The sequence below is a fragment of the Saccharibacillus sp. CPCC 101409 genome (assembly GCF_030518235.1).
Lineage (GTDB): Bacteria > Bacillota > Bacilli > Paenibacillales > Paenibacillaceae > Saccharibacillus.
In genome coordinates, this window is the sequence record NZ_JAULSA010000004.1 from 76269 (window position 1) to 91324 (window position 15056).

9 protein-coding genes are annotated in these 15056 nt (G+C 60.5%); 7 read left to right on the plus strand and 2 right to left on the minus strand.

Going from position 1 to position 15056, the window contains the following annotated elements:
* Positions 1–52: 52 nt before the first annotated feature.
* Both QWJ34_RS10730 and QWJ34_RS10735 read right to left on the minus strand, forming a co-directional pair.
* Entirely contained in the window at positions 53–6859 is a 6807-nt protein-coding gene (locus tag QWJ34_RS10730) for a non-ribosomal peptide synthetase (RefSeq protein ID WP_302727606.1), read from the minus strand.
* A gap of 74 nt (positions 6860–6933) precedes the next feature.
* A complete protein-coding gene (locus QWJ34_RS10735; protein ID WP_483314263.1) occupies positions 6934–7635 on the minus strand; it encodes a 4'-phosphopantetheinyl transferase family protein in 702 nt (233 codons plus the stop codon).
* Positions 7636–7890: 255 nt separating this feature from the next.
* On the opposite strand from QWJ34_RS10735, the gene QWJ34_RS10740 reads away from it, so the two are divergent.
* The 7 genes from QWJ34_RS10740 (at position 7891) to QWJ34_RS10770 (ending at position 14926) form a co-directional block, all read left to right on the plus strand.
* Complete coding sequence (locus QWJ34_RS10740; protein WP_302727609.1) at positions 7891–8841, plus strand: DNA-binding transcriptional repressor DeoR; 951 nt, start codon at positions 7891–7893, stop codon at positions 8839–8841.
* An 80-nt stretch (positions 8842–8921) separates the two neighbouring features.
* Entirely contained in the window at positions 8922–9587 is a 666-nt protein-coding gene (deoC, locus tag QWJ34_RS10745) for a deoxyribose-phosphate aldolase (RefSeq protein WP_302727611.1), read from the plus strand.
* 55 nt (positions 9588–9642) lie between these two features.
* Positions 9643–10056 (plus strand): cytidine deaminase, encoded by a 414-nt coding sequence (locus QWJ34_RS10750; protein WP_302727613.1) that lies wholly within the window; start codon positions 9643–9645, stop codon positions 10054–10056.
* A 176-nt stretch (positions 10057–10232) separates the two neighbouring features.
* Positions 10233–11435, plus strand: a complete 1203-nt coding sequence (locus tag QWJ34_RS10755; RefSeq protein WP_302727615.1) for a NupC/NupG family nucleoside CNT transporter — start codon at positions 10233–10235, stop codon at positions 11433–11435.
* Positions 11436–11490: 55 nt separating this feature from the next.
* Positions 11491–12672 carry a phosphopentomutase gene (deoB, locus tag QWJ34_RS10760; RefSeq protein ID WP_302727616.1) on the plus strand — a complete coding sequence of 394 codons (1182 nt, stop codon included), beginning with the start codon at positions 11491–11493 and terminating at the stop codon, positions 12670–12672.
* Between the two features lie 219 nt (positions 12673–12891).
* Complete coding sequence (gene deoD / locus QWJ34_RS10765; protein ID WP_302727618.1) at positions 12892–13599, plus strand: purine-nucleoside phosphorylase; 708 nt, start codon at positions 12892–12894, stop codon at positions 13597–13599.
* A gap of 25 nt (positions 13600–13624) precedes the next feature.
* A complete protein-coding gene (locus QWJ34_RS10770; RefSeq protein ID WP_302727619.1) occupies positions 13625–14926 on the plus strand; it encodes a pyrimidine-nucleoside phosphorylase in 1302 nt (433 codons plus the stop codon).
* The last annotated feature ends 130 nt before the right edge of the window (positions 14927–15056 follow it).

Here is a 15056-nt window from a genome sequence, read left to right on the forward strand (position 1 = left end):
CAAAGAAATAAATTGCATAATTTCATGTAAATCCTTTATTTTCATCCAAATGTCACGAAAGGAAGCCGGTTTCTCTGGCATACCGGATCATACGGTCCGCCGTTTCGTCGTCCAGCGCTCTCCATTCGAAGCCGAGCCGCTCCAGATAAGCCGTTGTCAGCTCGGAAGCGATCTCGAACCGGGTCTGGATCTGGGCGCTTTCCAGCCATCCGTAATGCAGCATAATCTTGTCGATCTCCGCACGCGATTCGTTTGCGGCGAATTTGGCGGCAATCTCGTCGACAAATTCCGCAAATCCCAACGCGCGCATCGGACGTCCCGCGCGCCGCTGCGTCAGGACCCGATGCAGACTTTCAAGCTTCGGATTCAACAGGTGAAAAATGCCGTTTTGCGCGCCTTCGGGACGCATCAGCAGCAGAATCGCCCGGCTGATTCCGTCCACGTAAGAGAAGTCGATATCCGGCGCAAGTTCCGGGACGAGTCCCAGGCGAACGAACGACTGCATCAGGGTATAAAACGCGTTTTCGCCGATATTTTCCTGGAAACGGCCCGTTTCGGAATTGAACACGACGTTGCCCAGACGATAAATGCTGGTATTCAGACCGTCTTCGCGCGCGGCGGCCACCCATTCTTCGGCTTCGAATTTCGTTCGGGCATAATAGTTCTCGTATTCCTGGCCCTTATCCAGATCGTATTCGCCGAAAAACACTTCTTCGCGGCCCGGCACGACTCCCGTCGCTACGCCGAGCGTCGAGATATGGTGGAAGTCTTTGCGGCGCGGCGAGCGGGCCAATTCCAGCAGGCGCCGGGTCGCGTCCACGTTATGACGCTTGAAATCTTCGTAGCTGCCGTAATGTTTGACCGTCGCCGCGGCATGTACGATCGCGTCGGTCCGGTCCGCCAGTTCCGCATAAGCGGCTTCCGGCAGGCCGAGCCGTTCTTCCGCCAGGTCGCCGCAGCGCACATGCAGGCGTCCGAGCGTTTCCTTCAGCGAATCTTCGCCGAAGTAGAAGCCCAGTTTCGCCCGCAGGCGGCGCCCCGCCCCGGCCTCGTCTTCGCCGCGGACGATGGCGTAGATCTCCCAGTCCGTGCGCAGCAGCATATCGCGCAGCAGATACACGCCGACATAACCGGTGGCCCCGGTCAGCAGCACGCTTTTGTAGCCGCGCAGCCTGTCCAGGTCCGCGGCCGCCGCATCGGCCCGCGCCTGTTTGCGGTACGCTTCGCGCTCTGCTTGCAGCGTATCCGCCTGCGATTTGAGACTGGCGCTTTTCAGTTCCGCCAGCTTCTCGGCGATGCGGTTCGAAGCCGGTTTGACGACGGCGGCCAGTTCGGCCAGCGTCTGGTGCTCGAATACGTCGTTGATGCTCAGCTCGAACTGCTCCTGCAGGCGAGCGACCATGACGGCCGCTTTGAGCGAATGCCCGCCGAGGTCGAAGAAATTGTCTCCGCGGCCGATTCTGCCGGCGCCGAGCACCGCCTGCCAGACTTCGGCGATGCGGATTTCGGTTTCCGTTGCCGGAGCGGCATACTCCGCGCCCGATACGGCTTCTCCCGGCTGCGGCTCCGGCAGGGCGCGGCGGTCGATCTTGCCGTTCGGCGTCAGCGGCATGACTTCCAGCCGCACGAAGTACGACGGAACCATGTAATCCGGCAGCCGGGCCGCCAGATGCTCGCGCAGTTCGCGCTGCGGGACGGGCTCCGGCGAAGCCGTATACGCGCACAAATATTTGCCGCCCGCCTCGTCTTCTTTGGCGAGCACGATCGTTTCCTTGACGCCGGGATGCTCCAGCAGCGCCGTCTCGATCTCGCCGAGCTCGATCCGGAATCCCCGGATCTTCACCTGGTGATCCAGCCGCCCGAGAAATTCCAGCTCGCCCGATCCGTTCCAGCTCGCCAGATCGCCGCTTTTGTACATGCGGCCGCCCGGCACGAACGGGTCGGGCAGATAGCGTTCCGCCGTCAGGCCCGGCTGGTTGTAATAGCCTCTGCCCACGCATTCCCCGGCGATATACACTTCGCCCGCGGCTCCGAGCGGCTGCAGCGCCAAGAACTCGTTCAGCAGATAGACGCGCGTATTGGCGATCGGTTTGCCAATCGGCGGCAGCTCGGGAATCTCTCCGGCGGGATCGACCGTATGCGCGGTGGCGACATGCGTTTCGGAAGGACCGTAGTGGTTGTGCAGGAAAATCCCGTTGCGCCGCAGATGCTGTTTGAATTTGTCCGGAACGACCAGCTGCTCGCCCGCCGTGACGATATGCCGGATGCAGGACGGAAAGCGTTCTTCGTATTTTTTTTCGCTCAAAATGAATTTCAGGAACGAAACCGGCATAAACAGCACGCCGATCTCCTGCTCTTCGATCAGATCGAGCAGCTGCCCGACTTCGCGCCTTGTCTCGCCGCGAATCATGCACAGCGTGCCTCCGGCCAGCAGCGTCGACCAGATCTCCTGCGAGCAGACGTCGAAGCTGATCGTCGTAAACTGCAGCACGCGGCCGGAGTAGTCGATATTCGTTTCCGTATACGCCCAGTGCAGCAGATTGTTCATATTGCGGTGCTCGATCATGACGCCTTTCGGCCGGCCGGTCGTGCCCGACGTATAAATGACATACAGCAGATTCTCCGCCGAACTGCGGCCCCGCGGATTGCCGGTTTCCGGCGAGTAAGCGTCCGCTTCGTCGAGAACAACCGATTCTCCGGCGAAAGCAAGCTTGCCCGCCAGACGGCGCTGCGTCAGCAGCAGGTCCGCGCCGCTGCTCTCCATCATATACAGGATGCGGTCTTCCGGATATTCGGGATCGATCGGAACGTAAGCGCCGCCCGCTTTGAGGATACCGAGCAGCCCGACGATCATTTCGAGCGAACGGTCGACCATCAGCCCCACCAGTTTATCGGCGCGTACGCCCTTCCCGATTAGCGTATGAGCCAGGCGGTTCGCGCGCTCGTTCAATTCGGCATAGCTCAGCGATATTCCTTCGAACGTCACGGCCGTGCTGTTCGGCGTTCGCGCCGCGATCCGTTCGAAGCCTTCCTGGATCGTCAGACCGCGCTCGTAATCGGCGGCGGTATCGTTCAAACCGAACGCCAGCGCTTTCTGTTCGGAGACGTCAAGCATCGGCAGCGCGTGCAGCGCCGCATGTTCGCCCGCCGCGGCGGACTCCAGCAACGCGAGATAATGTCCGGCCATCGCCCGGATCGTCCGCTCCTCGAACAAATCGGTGCAGTACTGAAAATCCACGCGAATCCCGTTTTCTTCTTCGGTTACGTCGGCCATCAGGTCGTACTTGGACACCTTCGGCGCATGCGGACGAACCGTCGTCTCCGCGCCCTCGAGCACCGGAGCCAGGCTGCCCGTGTTCTGCATGACGAACATCGTATCGAACAGCGGGCTTCGCCCGGCGACCCGCGGCACGCCCAGCTCGTTGACCAGCTCGCCCAGTTCGTATTCCTGATGGTCGAACGCGCCGAGCAGCTCGCGCTTGACCTCCTCCAGATAATCCGCAAACGGCCGGGAAGCGGCGGGATAGGTGCGCAGCGGCAGCGTATTGACGAACATGCCGATCACGCCGTGCAGCTCTTCCCGGCTGCGGTTGGCGACCGGAACGCCGACGATCACATCCTCCTGCCCGGCATAGCGTCCGAGCAGCGTTCCGTAAGCCGCCAGCATCACCGTAAACAGCGTGGTGCCCGACCGGTCCGCCAGTCTTTGCAGCGCTTCCCGCAGCGCGGGTCCGATCCCGACGCGCAGCGTATCCCCCCGGAAGCTTTGCTTGTCCGGCCTCGGCTTGTCGGCGGGCAGCTGCAGCATCGGCAGTTCGCCGGACAGCTTCTCCCGCCAGTACCCGAGCTGCGCGGCGCGGATCTCGGCCGCCGCTTCGCGTTGGTACCAGACGGAGAAGTCTTTGAATTGGAGCCCCGGCGCTTCCGGGCGTTCGCCGCGGTACAGCTTCGACCAGTCTTCGAAAAAGACGTGCATCGAAACGCCGTCGACGGCGATATGATGAAAGTCCAGCAGGATAAAATGCAGCCCGCCGCCGCACGATACGAGCCCTGCCCGCATCAGCGGCGCGCGGCCCAGATCGAACGGCCGGACAAACTCGTCCATCAGGGCCGGCACGTCCCTTTCGGCGGCTCTTCGCGCCGACAAGCGCAGACGAACGCCGCTTTGTATAGATTGAACGATCTGCTCGCCGAAAAGTTTGAAAGAAGTTCGCAGCGAATCGTGGCGCGCGATCAATTCGTTCAGCGACCGCTCCAGCCTGTCCGCGTCCAATGTCCCTTCGACGCGAAGCAGCACCGGCGCGTTGTAAGACAGATCGGCGCCTTCCATCTGCTCGATCAGGAACAGGCGGCTCTGCGCCGGATAAGCCGGATAATACGGGGCCGGATCGGCGCAAGGAATCGTTCCGGCAGCCGCGACTCCCCGCTCCCTGCGGCCGATCTCCGCCGCCTGCGCGCGGACCGTCGTATGCTCGAACAGTTCCCGGATCGACAGCCGCACACCGAATTCGCGCTCGATCCGCGCTCTGAGCACTGCCGCCTGGAGCGAGTGGCCGCCGATGTCGAAGAAGCGGTCGGCCGCGCCGAAACGGTCGTGTCCGAGCACATCCCGCCACAGCGCGTACAGCTTCGCTTCGGCTTCGCCCGCCGGCGGTTCGAACGCCGCCGGCGGAGCCAGCTCCTGCGGCTCGGGCAGCGACCGCCGGTCGATCTTGCCGTTCGCGTTGACCGGCAGCCGTTCCAGCGTCACAAAGTGCGCCGGAATCATATAATCCGGCAGCGTGCGGCCCAGTACTTCCGTCCACTGGGCGTACGGCAGTTCTTCGTCCGCTTCCACATAAGCGCACAGATAAGCGTCCCCTCCCGGCGCGCTCAGCGCCGCGACTACGCAGTCCCGCACCGATTCATGCTCCAGAATCCGCTGCTCGATCTCGCCGATCTCGATCCGGAAACCGCGGATCTTGACCTGGTGATCCAGCCGGCCGAGAAATTCGATCGTGCCGTCGCGTTTCCAGCGGGCCAGGTCGCCCGTGCGGTACATGCGCGCGCCCGGCCGATACGGATGGGCGATAAATTTCTCCGCCGTCAGTTCCGGACGGTTCAGGTAACCGCGCGCCAGCCCGTCTCCGGACGCGCACAGCTCGCCGGCCACGCCGACCGGCTGCAGACGGCCGAAAGCGTCGAGAATCAGAATCTGCGTGCCTCGCACCGGCTTGCCGATCGGGATATTGTCTTCCATCTCGGTCACGAGATGGGAAGTCGTCACGATCGTGTTCTCGGTCGGCCCGTAGCAGTTGTGCAGTTCGTACGGGCGCGGCCGGAACGTCTTGAGTTTATCGCCGCCGGTCAGCAGAACCCGCAGCGAATAATTGTCGTATTCCATAAACTGCTCGCACAGCTGCGTCGGCAGGAACGCGATCGTGATGCCTTTTTCGTTGAAATGCATATTGAGTCCCGCCGGGTCGAGCCTAAGGTCTTCCGGGATCATGCGAATCGAAGCTCCCGACAAGAGATACGGGAAGATCTCCCAGACGGAGGCGTCGAAGCCGAAGCCCGCGTACTTGACCGTGCGATCCTCCGGCGTTACCCGGAAATGGTCGATATGCCACTGCGAGAGATTGATCAGCGAGCGATGCTCGATCACGACGCCTTTGGGCGTTCCCGTGGAGCCGGACGTGTAGATCACATAAGCCGGCGCGTTCGGATCGCCCGCGACTTCCGCTTCGCCCGGCGCCGCGTCCCACTCGCGGTCGCCGCGCACCGGAACGACCTCGCCGGCATAGCCGATCGGCGGGGCAAGTCCCGGCGTCAGCAGCAGCTGCTTCGCGCCGCTGTCTTCGAGCATAAACAGGATGCGCTCTTCCGGATATTCGGGATCGATCGGCAGATAGGCGGCTCCGCTTTTGAGCACCGCCAGCACCGCAAGGATCATCTCCGCCGACGGCCGGGCCATAATGCCGGCGATCGCGCCGGCTCCCAGACCGAGTTCCCGCAGTTCCGACGCCAGTATGTCGGAACGCTCGTCAAGCTCGGCGTAAGTCAGCGAGCAGTCTTCGCAGACGACCGCTTGGCGCTCCGGCATCTGCGCCGCGCGCTCTTTAATCAGCGCGTGCACCGGCCGCTTCGGCTCGAACGGAGTTCCCGCCGCGCTCCACAGATTCAGCAGAATCTCGCGTTCCTGGTCGCCGAGCAGCTCGAGGCTTCCGATCTGCGCTTCGGGTTCTTCGATCATGCGGGCGGCTATGCGCTGGAGATGATCGACGACACGCGCGACAAATTCTTCGTCGAACACCGACCTGCGGAACGCGACGCGCAGGCGAACGCGCCCGTTCGCGCCGGAGAAAGCCAGAAACAGATCGCAGCCCGCGGCCGCCAGCGCTTCTTCCGCCCGGATGGGCAGATCGAAGCACGCGCCCGTATTGTAAGGACGCTCCGCGTCCCCGGAAGCATACCAGCTTTCGAGCGCGTCGGGCGCGGGCGCCCATTCGCCCTGATCTTCCAGCTGCTCCGATACCGCTTCGATGCGGGCCCGCAGCGTGTCCCTCGCGTCGGTTTTGAGCAGAACGGGCAGCGTCCGGTCCGGCCCCGGCAGATAGACGACGAAAGCCGGTTCTTCGGCGCGCAAATAGCGCTGCAGCAAAACGGACCAGGCGGCATACAAAGCGGGCGCGGCGGAGGCGAAGCGGCCGCGAAGCCCGTTCGCGTCGATCGCCCGGAATTCATATTCCGACGCGCCGATCGCGCCGTCCGCCGGGACGGAAGGCGCATCGGTGACCAGCAGCGTTCTGTCTTCGATCGTTTCCAGCTTTTTCAGCCAGTGGTTCTTGATCTTCGTTTCGTACTTCGGCTCGGCTCTCATCGTTGGGTTTGTTCTCCTTCCGTGACTGTGCAGTCTGTGCAGTCTTGTATATCGAACAAGTCGGGCGCCAGGGGTTAAAACAGGCGGATAAAACGCGTCAGCAGCTCCGGCCAGGTCAGCAGGTCGGCTTCCCGGCACGGCGGCTCGCCCGGACGCCGGCATGCGGACAGCGCGTACCCTTCCTGCAGCGGGATCGTCTCGACGATCCACGGAGTCTCGCCGCCGCCCGCTTCCGCGCGAAAAGACGTTTTCCCGGGTTCGAGGCAAAAGGCGTTCTTGATCCGCCGCCCGCTCAAACCGGCGCCTTCCGCTTTGAGCCGGCTCTCCAGCATGGTCCATCGTCCGTAAAACCGGACCAGATCCACGGCGCCGCCGTCTTTCGCATCGTTATCCGCTTTTATTCCATCCAGAATCGCTTGAATCGTTTCGTGGTCCAGCGGGAAGATGCGTTCCACGTCGATGCCGACCGCTTCGTCGGCCAGCGCGCAAACCACCCAGCCGCCGGAATGCGACAGGCTGAAAGCGGGAGCGTCCGGACGATCCAAAAATGGTTTGCCGTAAGTCCCGCGGCTCAGTCTTAGTTCGCCGTACCCAAGGCCGAGCCGTTCGCCGAGCAGCACGCAAATCAGCATATGCGCGGCCGTTCTTCGCATTCTGTCGTCGGATCGGACAAAGCGCAGAATCCGGGTCCGCTCTTCCGGGATAAACGTCGAAAGTACGCGTCTCCACTCGTTTTCCGCAATGTTCGGGATCAGCGAAACCGCATAAACGTCGATCCGTAACTCCCCCTTTCATTTCCGTGGATTCCGATGTTCGGCCGGAATTGCTCTATTTTCCAATTCGTCTTCTCCCCTATGATACCAAAAAACCTTCTCCTAGGAATATCGGAACACAAATAAAAAAACGAAAGTTTTTTTGAGAAAAAAGTCTTAACAGGTTCTTTAGGCCCATAATCGATAATCTTCGACTCCCAAACGCTCGATATGGCTTATAGTAGAACCAGAGAGAACAGACAAGACGGAGGGAAAATCATGACGGATAAAACGGATCTGGACAAACAGCGGCTCAGCATCGAAGCGGCCCGGCTGTATTATCTGTCCGATTACAGCCAGCAGGACATCGCCGCGCGGCTGGGTTTGTCGAGGCCGACAGTATCGAGGCTGCTTCAGTACGCCAAAGAAAACGGGTTCGTGCGCATCAGCATCGCCGATCCGCTGGAAGACCTCGATGCGCTGAGCGGGGAATTGGTCCGCAGGTTCGGTCTTCAATCGGCGCGAGTATGCTACTCGCCCCGGAACGACTACCAGGAGATCCGGGGCCGCGTCGCCGCCGAAGCCGCGGACTATCTGGACGAAGCCGTGCAGGACGGCGACATTATCGGCATCACCTGGGGCACGACCATGCACGCGCTGGCGCGGCGGCTGCGGCACAAGCCGGTGCGCGGCGTGGAGGTCGTCCAGCTCAAAGGCGGCGTCAGCCACTCGCAGGTGCCGACCTACGCCGCGGAGACCGCCGCGCTGTTCGCGGAAGCGTTCGGCACCATCGCCCGCTATCTGCCGCTGCCGGTCATCTTCGACAGCGTCGAGCTCAAGCGGATGGTGGAAGAAGACCGGCATATCCAGCGGATTATCGAACTGGGCCGCCAGGCCAATGTGGCCGTGTTCACCGTGGGAACCGTCGAAGAAGACGCCCTGCTGTTCCGGCTCGGCTATTTCGACGACAAGCAGCGCAAGATGCTGCGCGACGTCGGAGCCGGAGACATCAGTTCCCGCTTCTTCGACAGCGAGGGCCGCATTTGCAGCGAAGAGATCGATGCGCGCACGGTCGGCATCGACCTGCACGAACTGCGGCGCAAAGAAAAGTCGGTGCTGGTCGCCGGCGGCCCGCGAAAAATCCGCGCCATCCGCGCGGCGCTGGCCGGCCGCTACGCCAATATCCTGGTCACGGACCAGTTCACGGCGCTTGCGCTGCTGAATGAATGAACAAAATTTCAAACGAACTTTTACATTTGTTCAGAACGTGATATGATACCCCTATAACGAACCGAAGGAGAGATTTCAACATGAACCTTGCGTCCATGATCGACCATACGCTGCTGCGCGCAGACGCCGCGGAAGCGGAAATCGCCAAACTGATCGAGGAAGCGAAAGCGTATACGTTCGCTTCCGTCTGCGTGAACCCGACCTGGGTATCCTACGCCGCCGAGCGTCTGGCCGGAACGCCGGTCAAAGTCTGCACCGTAATCGGATTCCCGCTGGGAGCGTCCACCCCGGAAACGAAAGCGTTCGAAACCCGCGACGCGATTCAAAACGGCGCCGGCGAGATCGATATGGTGCTGAATATCGGTGCGATCAAAAGCAGCGATGCCGCGCTTGCCGAGCGCGATATCCGCGCGGTCGTCGAAGCGGCCGAAGGCAAAGCGCTGGTCAAAGTCATTATCGAAACGTGCCTGCTGACCGATGCCGAGAAAGTGCTCGCCTGCGAACTGGCGGTACGCGCGGGCGCCGATTTCGTCAAAACGTCCACCGGCTTCTCGACCGGCGGAGCGACTGCCGAAGACGTGGCTCTGATGCGCAAAACGGTCGGCCCCGCGATCGGAGTCAAAGCTTCCGGCGGCGTTCGCAGCCGCGAAGACATGGAGAAGATGATCGAAGCCGGCGCGACCCGCATCGGCGCAAGCTCCGGCGTCAAGATTATGCAGGGCGAGCAATCCGATTCGTCGTACTGATCCGCGCCGCCCGTACGGCCGGAGCCTATTTGTTATCCAGAAGGAGGCCCATGCCATGAGCGCCCATTCCATGAAAGACCGGCTGATCGAAGCCGCGATCGAAGCCCGCCTCGGCGCCTATGTGCCGTATTCGCATTTCGAAGTCGGCGCCGCCCTGCTCGCGGACGGCAAGATTTACAGCGGCTGCAATATCGAGAACGCTTCGTTCGGCCTGACCAACTGCGCCGAACGGACCGCTATTTTCAAAGCCGTGTCCGAAGGCGGCCGCCGCATCGAAGCGATCGCGGTCGTCGCCGATACGGACGGTCCGGTCTCCCCCTGCGGCGCATGCCGCCAGGTGATCGCCGAATTCGCCGACAAAGACACGCTGATTTACCTGACCAACCTGAACGGCAATACCGAGGAATGGACGCTGGACCGTCTGCTGCCGGGCTACTTCCAGGCGGGCGATATGGAGAAAACGAAATGAATCCCGCGGGATTCTTTCTCCATTCGTTCTTGCAAACGCTTTAGAACCGTTCGATCTTTTTTCAACCGCAAAGTCCGGAGAGAGCCCAACCGAGGCCCTCTTCCTGCCTTTCGATGTCAGAAGCTTGTCAGATTCGTCTCGGTTTTTATCACAAACACGCATAGGAGATCCACACCATGAACATCCTTATCGCACTGCTCGGTCTGGCCGTCATATTCGGTCTTGCGTTTGCCGCCAGCAACGGCAGAAAAAATATTCGTTACCGTCCGCTGATCGTGATGATCGCGCTGCAGGCGCTGCTCGCGTTTGTGCTGCTTAACACCGTCGTCGGCACCACATTGATCAGTGCTTTCGCCAACGTCTTCGAACATTTGCTCGGTTACGCCAAATCCGGCATCGACTTCGTGTTCGGGGGACTGGCGCGAGGAGAAACTCCGACAGGACAGGCGACCGTCTTTTTCCTGGACGTGCTGATGCCGATCGTTTTTATTTCCGCGCTGATCGGCATTCTTCAATATTTGCGCATCCTGCCGTTTATCGTTCGCTATATCGGACTTGTGCTGAGCAAGATCAACGGCATGGGCAAGCTGGAATCGTACAATGCGGTCGCTTCGGCCATCCTCGGCCAGTCGGAGGTTTTTATTTCCGTCAAAAAGCAAATCGGCCTGCTGCCCGCACACCGCCTGTACACACTCTGCGCTTCTGCGATGTCGACCGTATCCATGTCGATCGTCGGCGCCTATATGGGCCTGATTCCGCCCAGATACGTCGTTACGGCGCTCGTGCTCAACCTGTTCGGCGGATTTATCGTCGCTTCGATCATCAATCCTTATAAAGTGGAAGCGGAAGAAGATATACTGGAAGTGCAGCAGGAGGAGAAACAATCGTTCTTCGAAATGCTCGGCGAATATATCATGGACGGCTTCAAGGTCGCGGTCGTCGTCGCCGCCATGCTGATCGGCTTCGTCGCCCTGATCGCCATGCTGAACGGCATCTTCGCCGCAATCTTCGGTATTTCGTTCCAGGACATGCTCGGCTACGTCTTCTCTCCGCTCGCTTTCGTTATGGGCGTGCCGTGGCACGATGCCGTGACGGCGGGCAGCATCATGGCCACCAAGCTGATGACCAACGAATTTACCGCCATGTTCCAGTTGAACGGACTGATCGAATCCGGAACCCTGAGCGACCGCACGATCGGCATCGTCTCCGTTTTCCTGGTCTCGTTCGCCAACTTCTCTTCGATCGGCATCATCGCCGGCGCGGTGAAAGGGCTGCACGAAAAGCAGGGCAACGTCGTCGCCAGATTCGGACTCAAACTGCTGTACGGCGCGACGCTGGTCAGCATGCTGTCGGCCATCGTCGCCGGATTGTTCATTTGATCGCAATGTGTCCAAAAAAGGTGTAGAATAAGATTTTTCGAAAGGAGCAATACTTATGTCCACATTTAAACGCATTCACCTGATCGTCATGGATTCGGTCGGAATCGGAGAAGCGCCCGACGCGGCGGAATTCGACGATTTCGACGTCGATACGTTCGGCCATATCGCCCACGAGGTCGGAGGCCTGAACATGCCGAATATGGCCAAGCTCGGCCTGTCCAATATCGAAGAAGTGCAGGGCGTGCCGAAAGCCGACAAGCCACTCGCCTACTATACGAAGATGCAGGAAGCTTCGCGCGGCAAAGACACGATGACCGGCCACTGGGAGATCATGGGCCTGTATATCGATACGCCGTTCCGCGTGTTCCCCGACGGTTTCCCGGACGAACTGATTAACCGGATCGAACAGAAAACGGGCCGCAAAGTGATCGGCAACAAGCCGGCCAGCGGCACGGAAATTCTGGACGAGCTGGGCGAAGAGCATATGAAGACCGGCGCGCTGATCGTCTACACGTCGGCCGACTCCGTGCTCCAGATCGCCGCGCACGAAGAAGTCGTTCCTTTAAAAGAACTGTATGAGATCTGCGAGTTCTGCCGCGAAATCACGCTGGAAGACCCGTACATGCTCGGCCGCATTATCGCCCGTCCGTTCCTCGGCGAGCCCGGCGCGTTCAAGCGTACGTCCAACCGCCACGACTACGCGCTCAAACCGTTCGGCCGCACCACGATGAACGAGCTTAAAGACAGCGGCTTCGACGTGATCGCGCTCGGCAAGATTTCCGATATCTACGACGGCGAAGGCGTCACGCGTTCGGTGCGCACCGTATCCAACATGGACGGCATGGACAAGCTGGTCGAAGAACTGCACAAACCGTTCCACGGCCTCAGCTTCCTGAACCTGGTCGATTTCGACGCCCTGTTCGGCCACCGCCGCGATCCTCAAGGATACGGACAGGCGCTGGAAGAATACGACGCCCGCCTTCCGGAAGTGTTCGCCAAAATGACCGACGACGATCTGCTGCTGATCACCGCCGACCACGGCAACGATCCGACGTACCGCGGCACCGACCATACCCGCGAGTACGTGCCTCTGCTCGCCTACTCGCCGAGATTCAAGAACGGCGGCGGCGAACTTCCGCTGCGCCGCACGTTCTCCGACCTCGCGGCCACCGTCGCCGAGAACTTCGGCGTCAAGGCGCCGGAATACGGCGCCAGCTTCCTTGGCGAGTTGAAGTAAAGTAAAACGCGAATTGGATTTTAGCCTCAAGTTTCGTCCTGCGCCGAGCCCAGCGGAGAATTGGGTGGAGCCGGAGAAACGAAGTGGTCGCCTTTTCATTCCGATTTTTCACCGCATAAATATAATCATAAAAAAATCGAAATGGAACAGCGATCGCAGGCCCACCCCATTCGCAGCGTCTCTCAAGCACCACACATCGAAACTGGAGGTTATCATCCCATGAGTGTTCATATCGAAGCCAAACCCGGCGATATCGCCGAAACGATCCTGCTCCCCGGCGATCCGTTGAGAGCGAAATTTATCGCCGACACCTATCTCGAAGACGTCGTGCAGTACAATCAGGTCCGCGGCATGCTCGGATTCACCGGCACCTATAAAGGTCAACGCATTTCCGTCCAGGGTTCCGGCATGGGCATCCCGTCGTTCGCGATCTACGCCAACGAGCTGATCAGCCAATACGGCGTGAAGAACCTGATCCGCGTCGGCACCTGCGGCGGCATGCAGGAAAGCGTGCGCGTGCGCGACGTGATCCTGGCGCAGGCGGCCTGTACCGATTCCAGTATGAACCGCAATACGTTCCCGGGCTTCGACTTCTCCCCGATCGCAAGCTTCGGCCTGCTGAAAGAAGCTTACGAGCGCGCCGTGGACAAAGGCCTGAACGTGCACGTCGGCAATATTCTCAGCTCCGACATCTTCTACCGCGACGATACCACGGTCACGACCAAGCTGATGCAGTACGGCATCCTCGGCGTGGAAATGGAAACGACGGCGCTGTACTCGCTGGCGGCCAAGTTCGGCGTGAACGCCCTGACGATCCTGACCGTGAGCGACCATCTGCTGACCGGCGAAGAAACGACTTCGGAAGAACGTCAATCGACGTTCAACGACATGATGGAAGTCGCGCTGGAAACGGCTCTTTCTCTGTAAACATACGAAAGCGAGGCAGACAATCATGAGAATGGTAGACTTGATCGAGAAAAAACGCGACGGCGGCGAATTGACCACCGAAGAAATCAACTTTATTGTCGAAGGCTATACCAAAGGCGATATCCCGGATTACCAGGTCAGCGCTTTTGCCATGGCCGTCTTCTTCAAAGACATGACCCAGCGCGAGCGCGCCGACCTGACCATGGCAATGGTCAATTCCGGCGACACGATCGACCTGTCGGCGATCGAAGGCGTCAAGGTCGACAAGCACTCCACCGGCGGCGTGGGCGATACGACTACGCTGGTACTGGCGCCGCTCGTCGCGGCGCTGGACGTGCCGGTCGCCAAAATGTCCGGCCGCGGCCTGGGCCATACCGGCGGCACGGTGGACAAGCTGGAAGCCGTCGCGGGCTTCCACGTCGAGATCACGAACGAAGAGTTCGTCAAGCTCGTCAACGAGCATAAGATCGCGGTTATCGGCCAGAGCGGCAATCTGACGCCGGCCGACAAGAAGCTGTACGCGCTGCGCGACGTAACGGCGACCGTCGATTCGATCCCGATGATCGCAAGCTCGATCATGAGCAAGAAGATCGCCGCCGGCGCGGACGCGATCGTGCTGGACGTCAAGACCGGCGCGGGCGCGTTTATGAAAACGCTGGAAGGCTCCAAAGACCTGGCCCACGCCATGGTCTCGATCGGCAACAGCGTAGGCCGCCGCACGATGGCGGTGATCTCCGATATGAGCCAGCCGCTGGGCGCAGCGATCGGCAACGCGCTGGAAGTGCAGGAAGCGATCGATACGCTGAGAGGCCATGGACCGAAAGATCTGGAAGACCTGTGCCTGGCGCTCGGACGCCAGATGGTCTTCCTCGCCGGCAAAGCTTCGTCGCTCGAAGACGCCGAAGACAAGCTGCGCGAAGTGATCGCCAATGGCAAAGCGCTGGATAAATTCCGCGAGTTCCTCGCGAACCAGGGCGGCGACGCTTCGGTCGTCGACCATCCGGAACGCCTGCCGCAGGCGCCGTACCGGTTCGAAGTTCCGGCGCCGAGAAGCGGCGTCGTATCGCGGATCGTCGCCGACGAGATCGGCGTCGCCGCGATGCTGCTCGGCGCGGGCCGCGCGACGAAGGAATCGGAGATCGACCTCGCGGTCGGCCTGATGCTGAACAAAAAAGTCGGCGAAGCCGTCGAAGAAGGACAATCGCTCGTGACGATTCATGCGAGCAGCGAAGACGTCGCGGCCGTCAAAGCCAAGATCCTGGCTTCGATCGAGATCTCGGATAGCGCCGAAGCGCCGACGCTGATCTACGGCACGATTACGGAGTAACGAAAACTTTTAGCATGAATTTCCTGGCGGCTTCCTCCGTTTGATTGCGGCGGAGGAAGCCGGCGTTCTCCAAATCCATATCCAACGTTTTCGGTCCCTCGGGCATCGAAAACGTTTTTTTGATTGCTAA

Excerpts from the sequence above, each read along its gene's own strand:
- QWJ34_RS10730 (WP_302727606.1), bottom strand. The coding sequence starts at position 6,859 with ATGAGAGCCGAGCCGAAGTACGAAACGAAGATCAAGAACCACTGGCTG.
- QWJ34_RS10740 (WP_302727609.1), top strand. The coding sequence starts at position 7,891 with ATGACGGATAAAACGGATCTGGACAAACAGCGGCTCAGCATCGAAGCG.
- deoC (WP_302727611.1), top strand. The coding sequence starts at position 8,922 with ATGAACCTTGCGTCCATGATCGACCATACGCTGCTGCGCGCAGACGCC.
- QWJ34_RS10750 (WP_302727613.1), top strand. The coding sequence starts at position 9,643 with ATGAGCGCCCATTCCATGAAAGACCGGCTGATCGAAGCCGCGATCGAA.
- QWJ34_RS10755 (WP_302727615.1), top strand. The coding sequence starts at position 10,233 with ATGAACATCCTTATCGCACTGCTCGGTCTGGCCGTCATATTCGGTCTT.
- deoB (WP_302727616.1), top strand. The coding sequence starts at position 11,491 with ATGTCCACATTTAAACGCATTCACCTGATCGTCATGGATTCGGTCGGA.
- deoD (WP_302727618.1), top strand. The coding sequence starts at position 12,892 with ATGAGTGTTCATATCGAAGCCAAACCCGGCGATATCGCCGAAACGATC.
- QWJ34_RS10770 (WP_302727619.1), top strand. The coding sequence starts at position 13,625 with ATGAGAATGGTAGACTTGATCGAGAAAAAACGCGACGGCGGCGAATTG.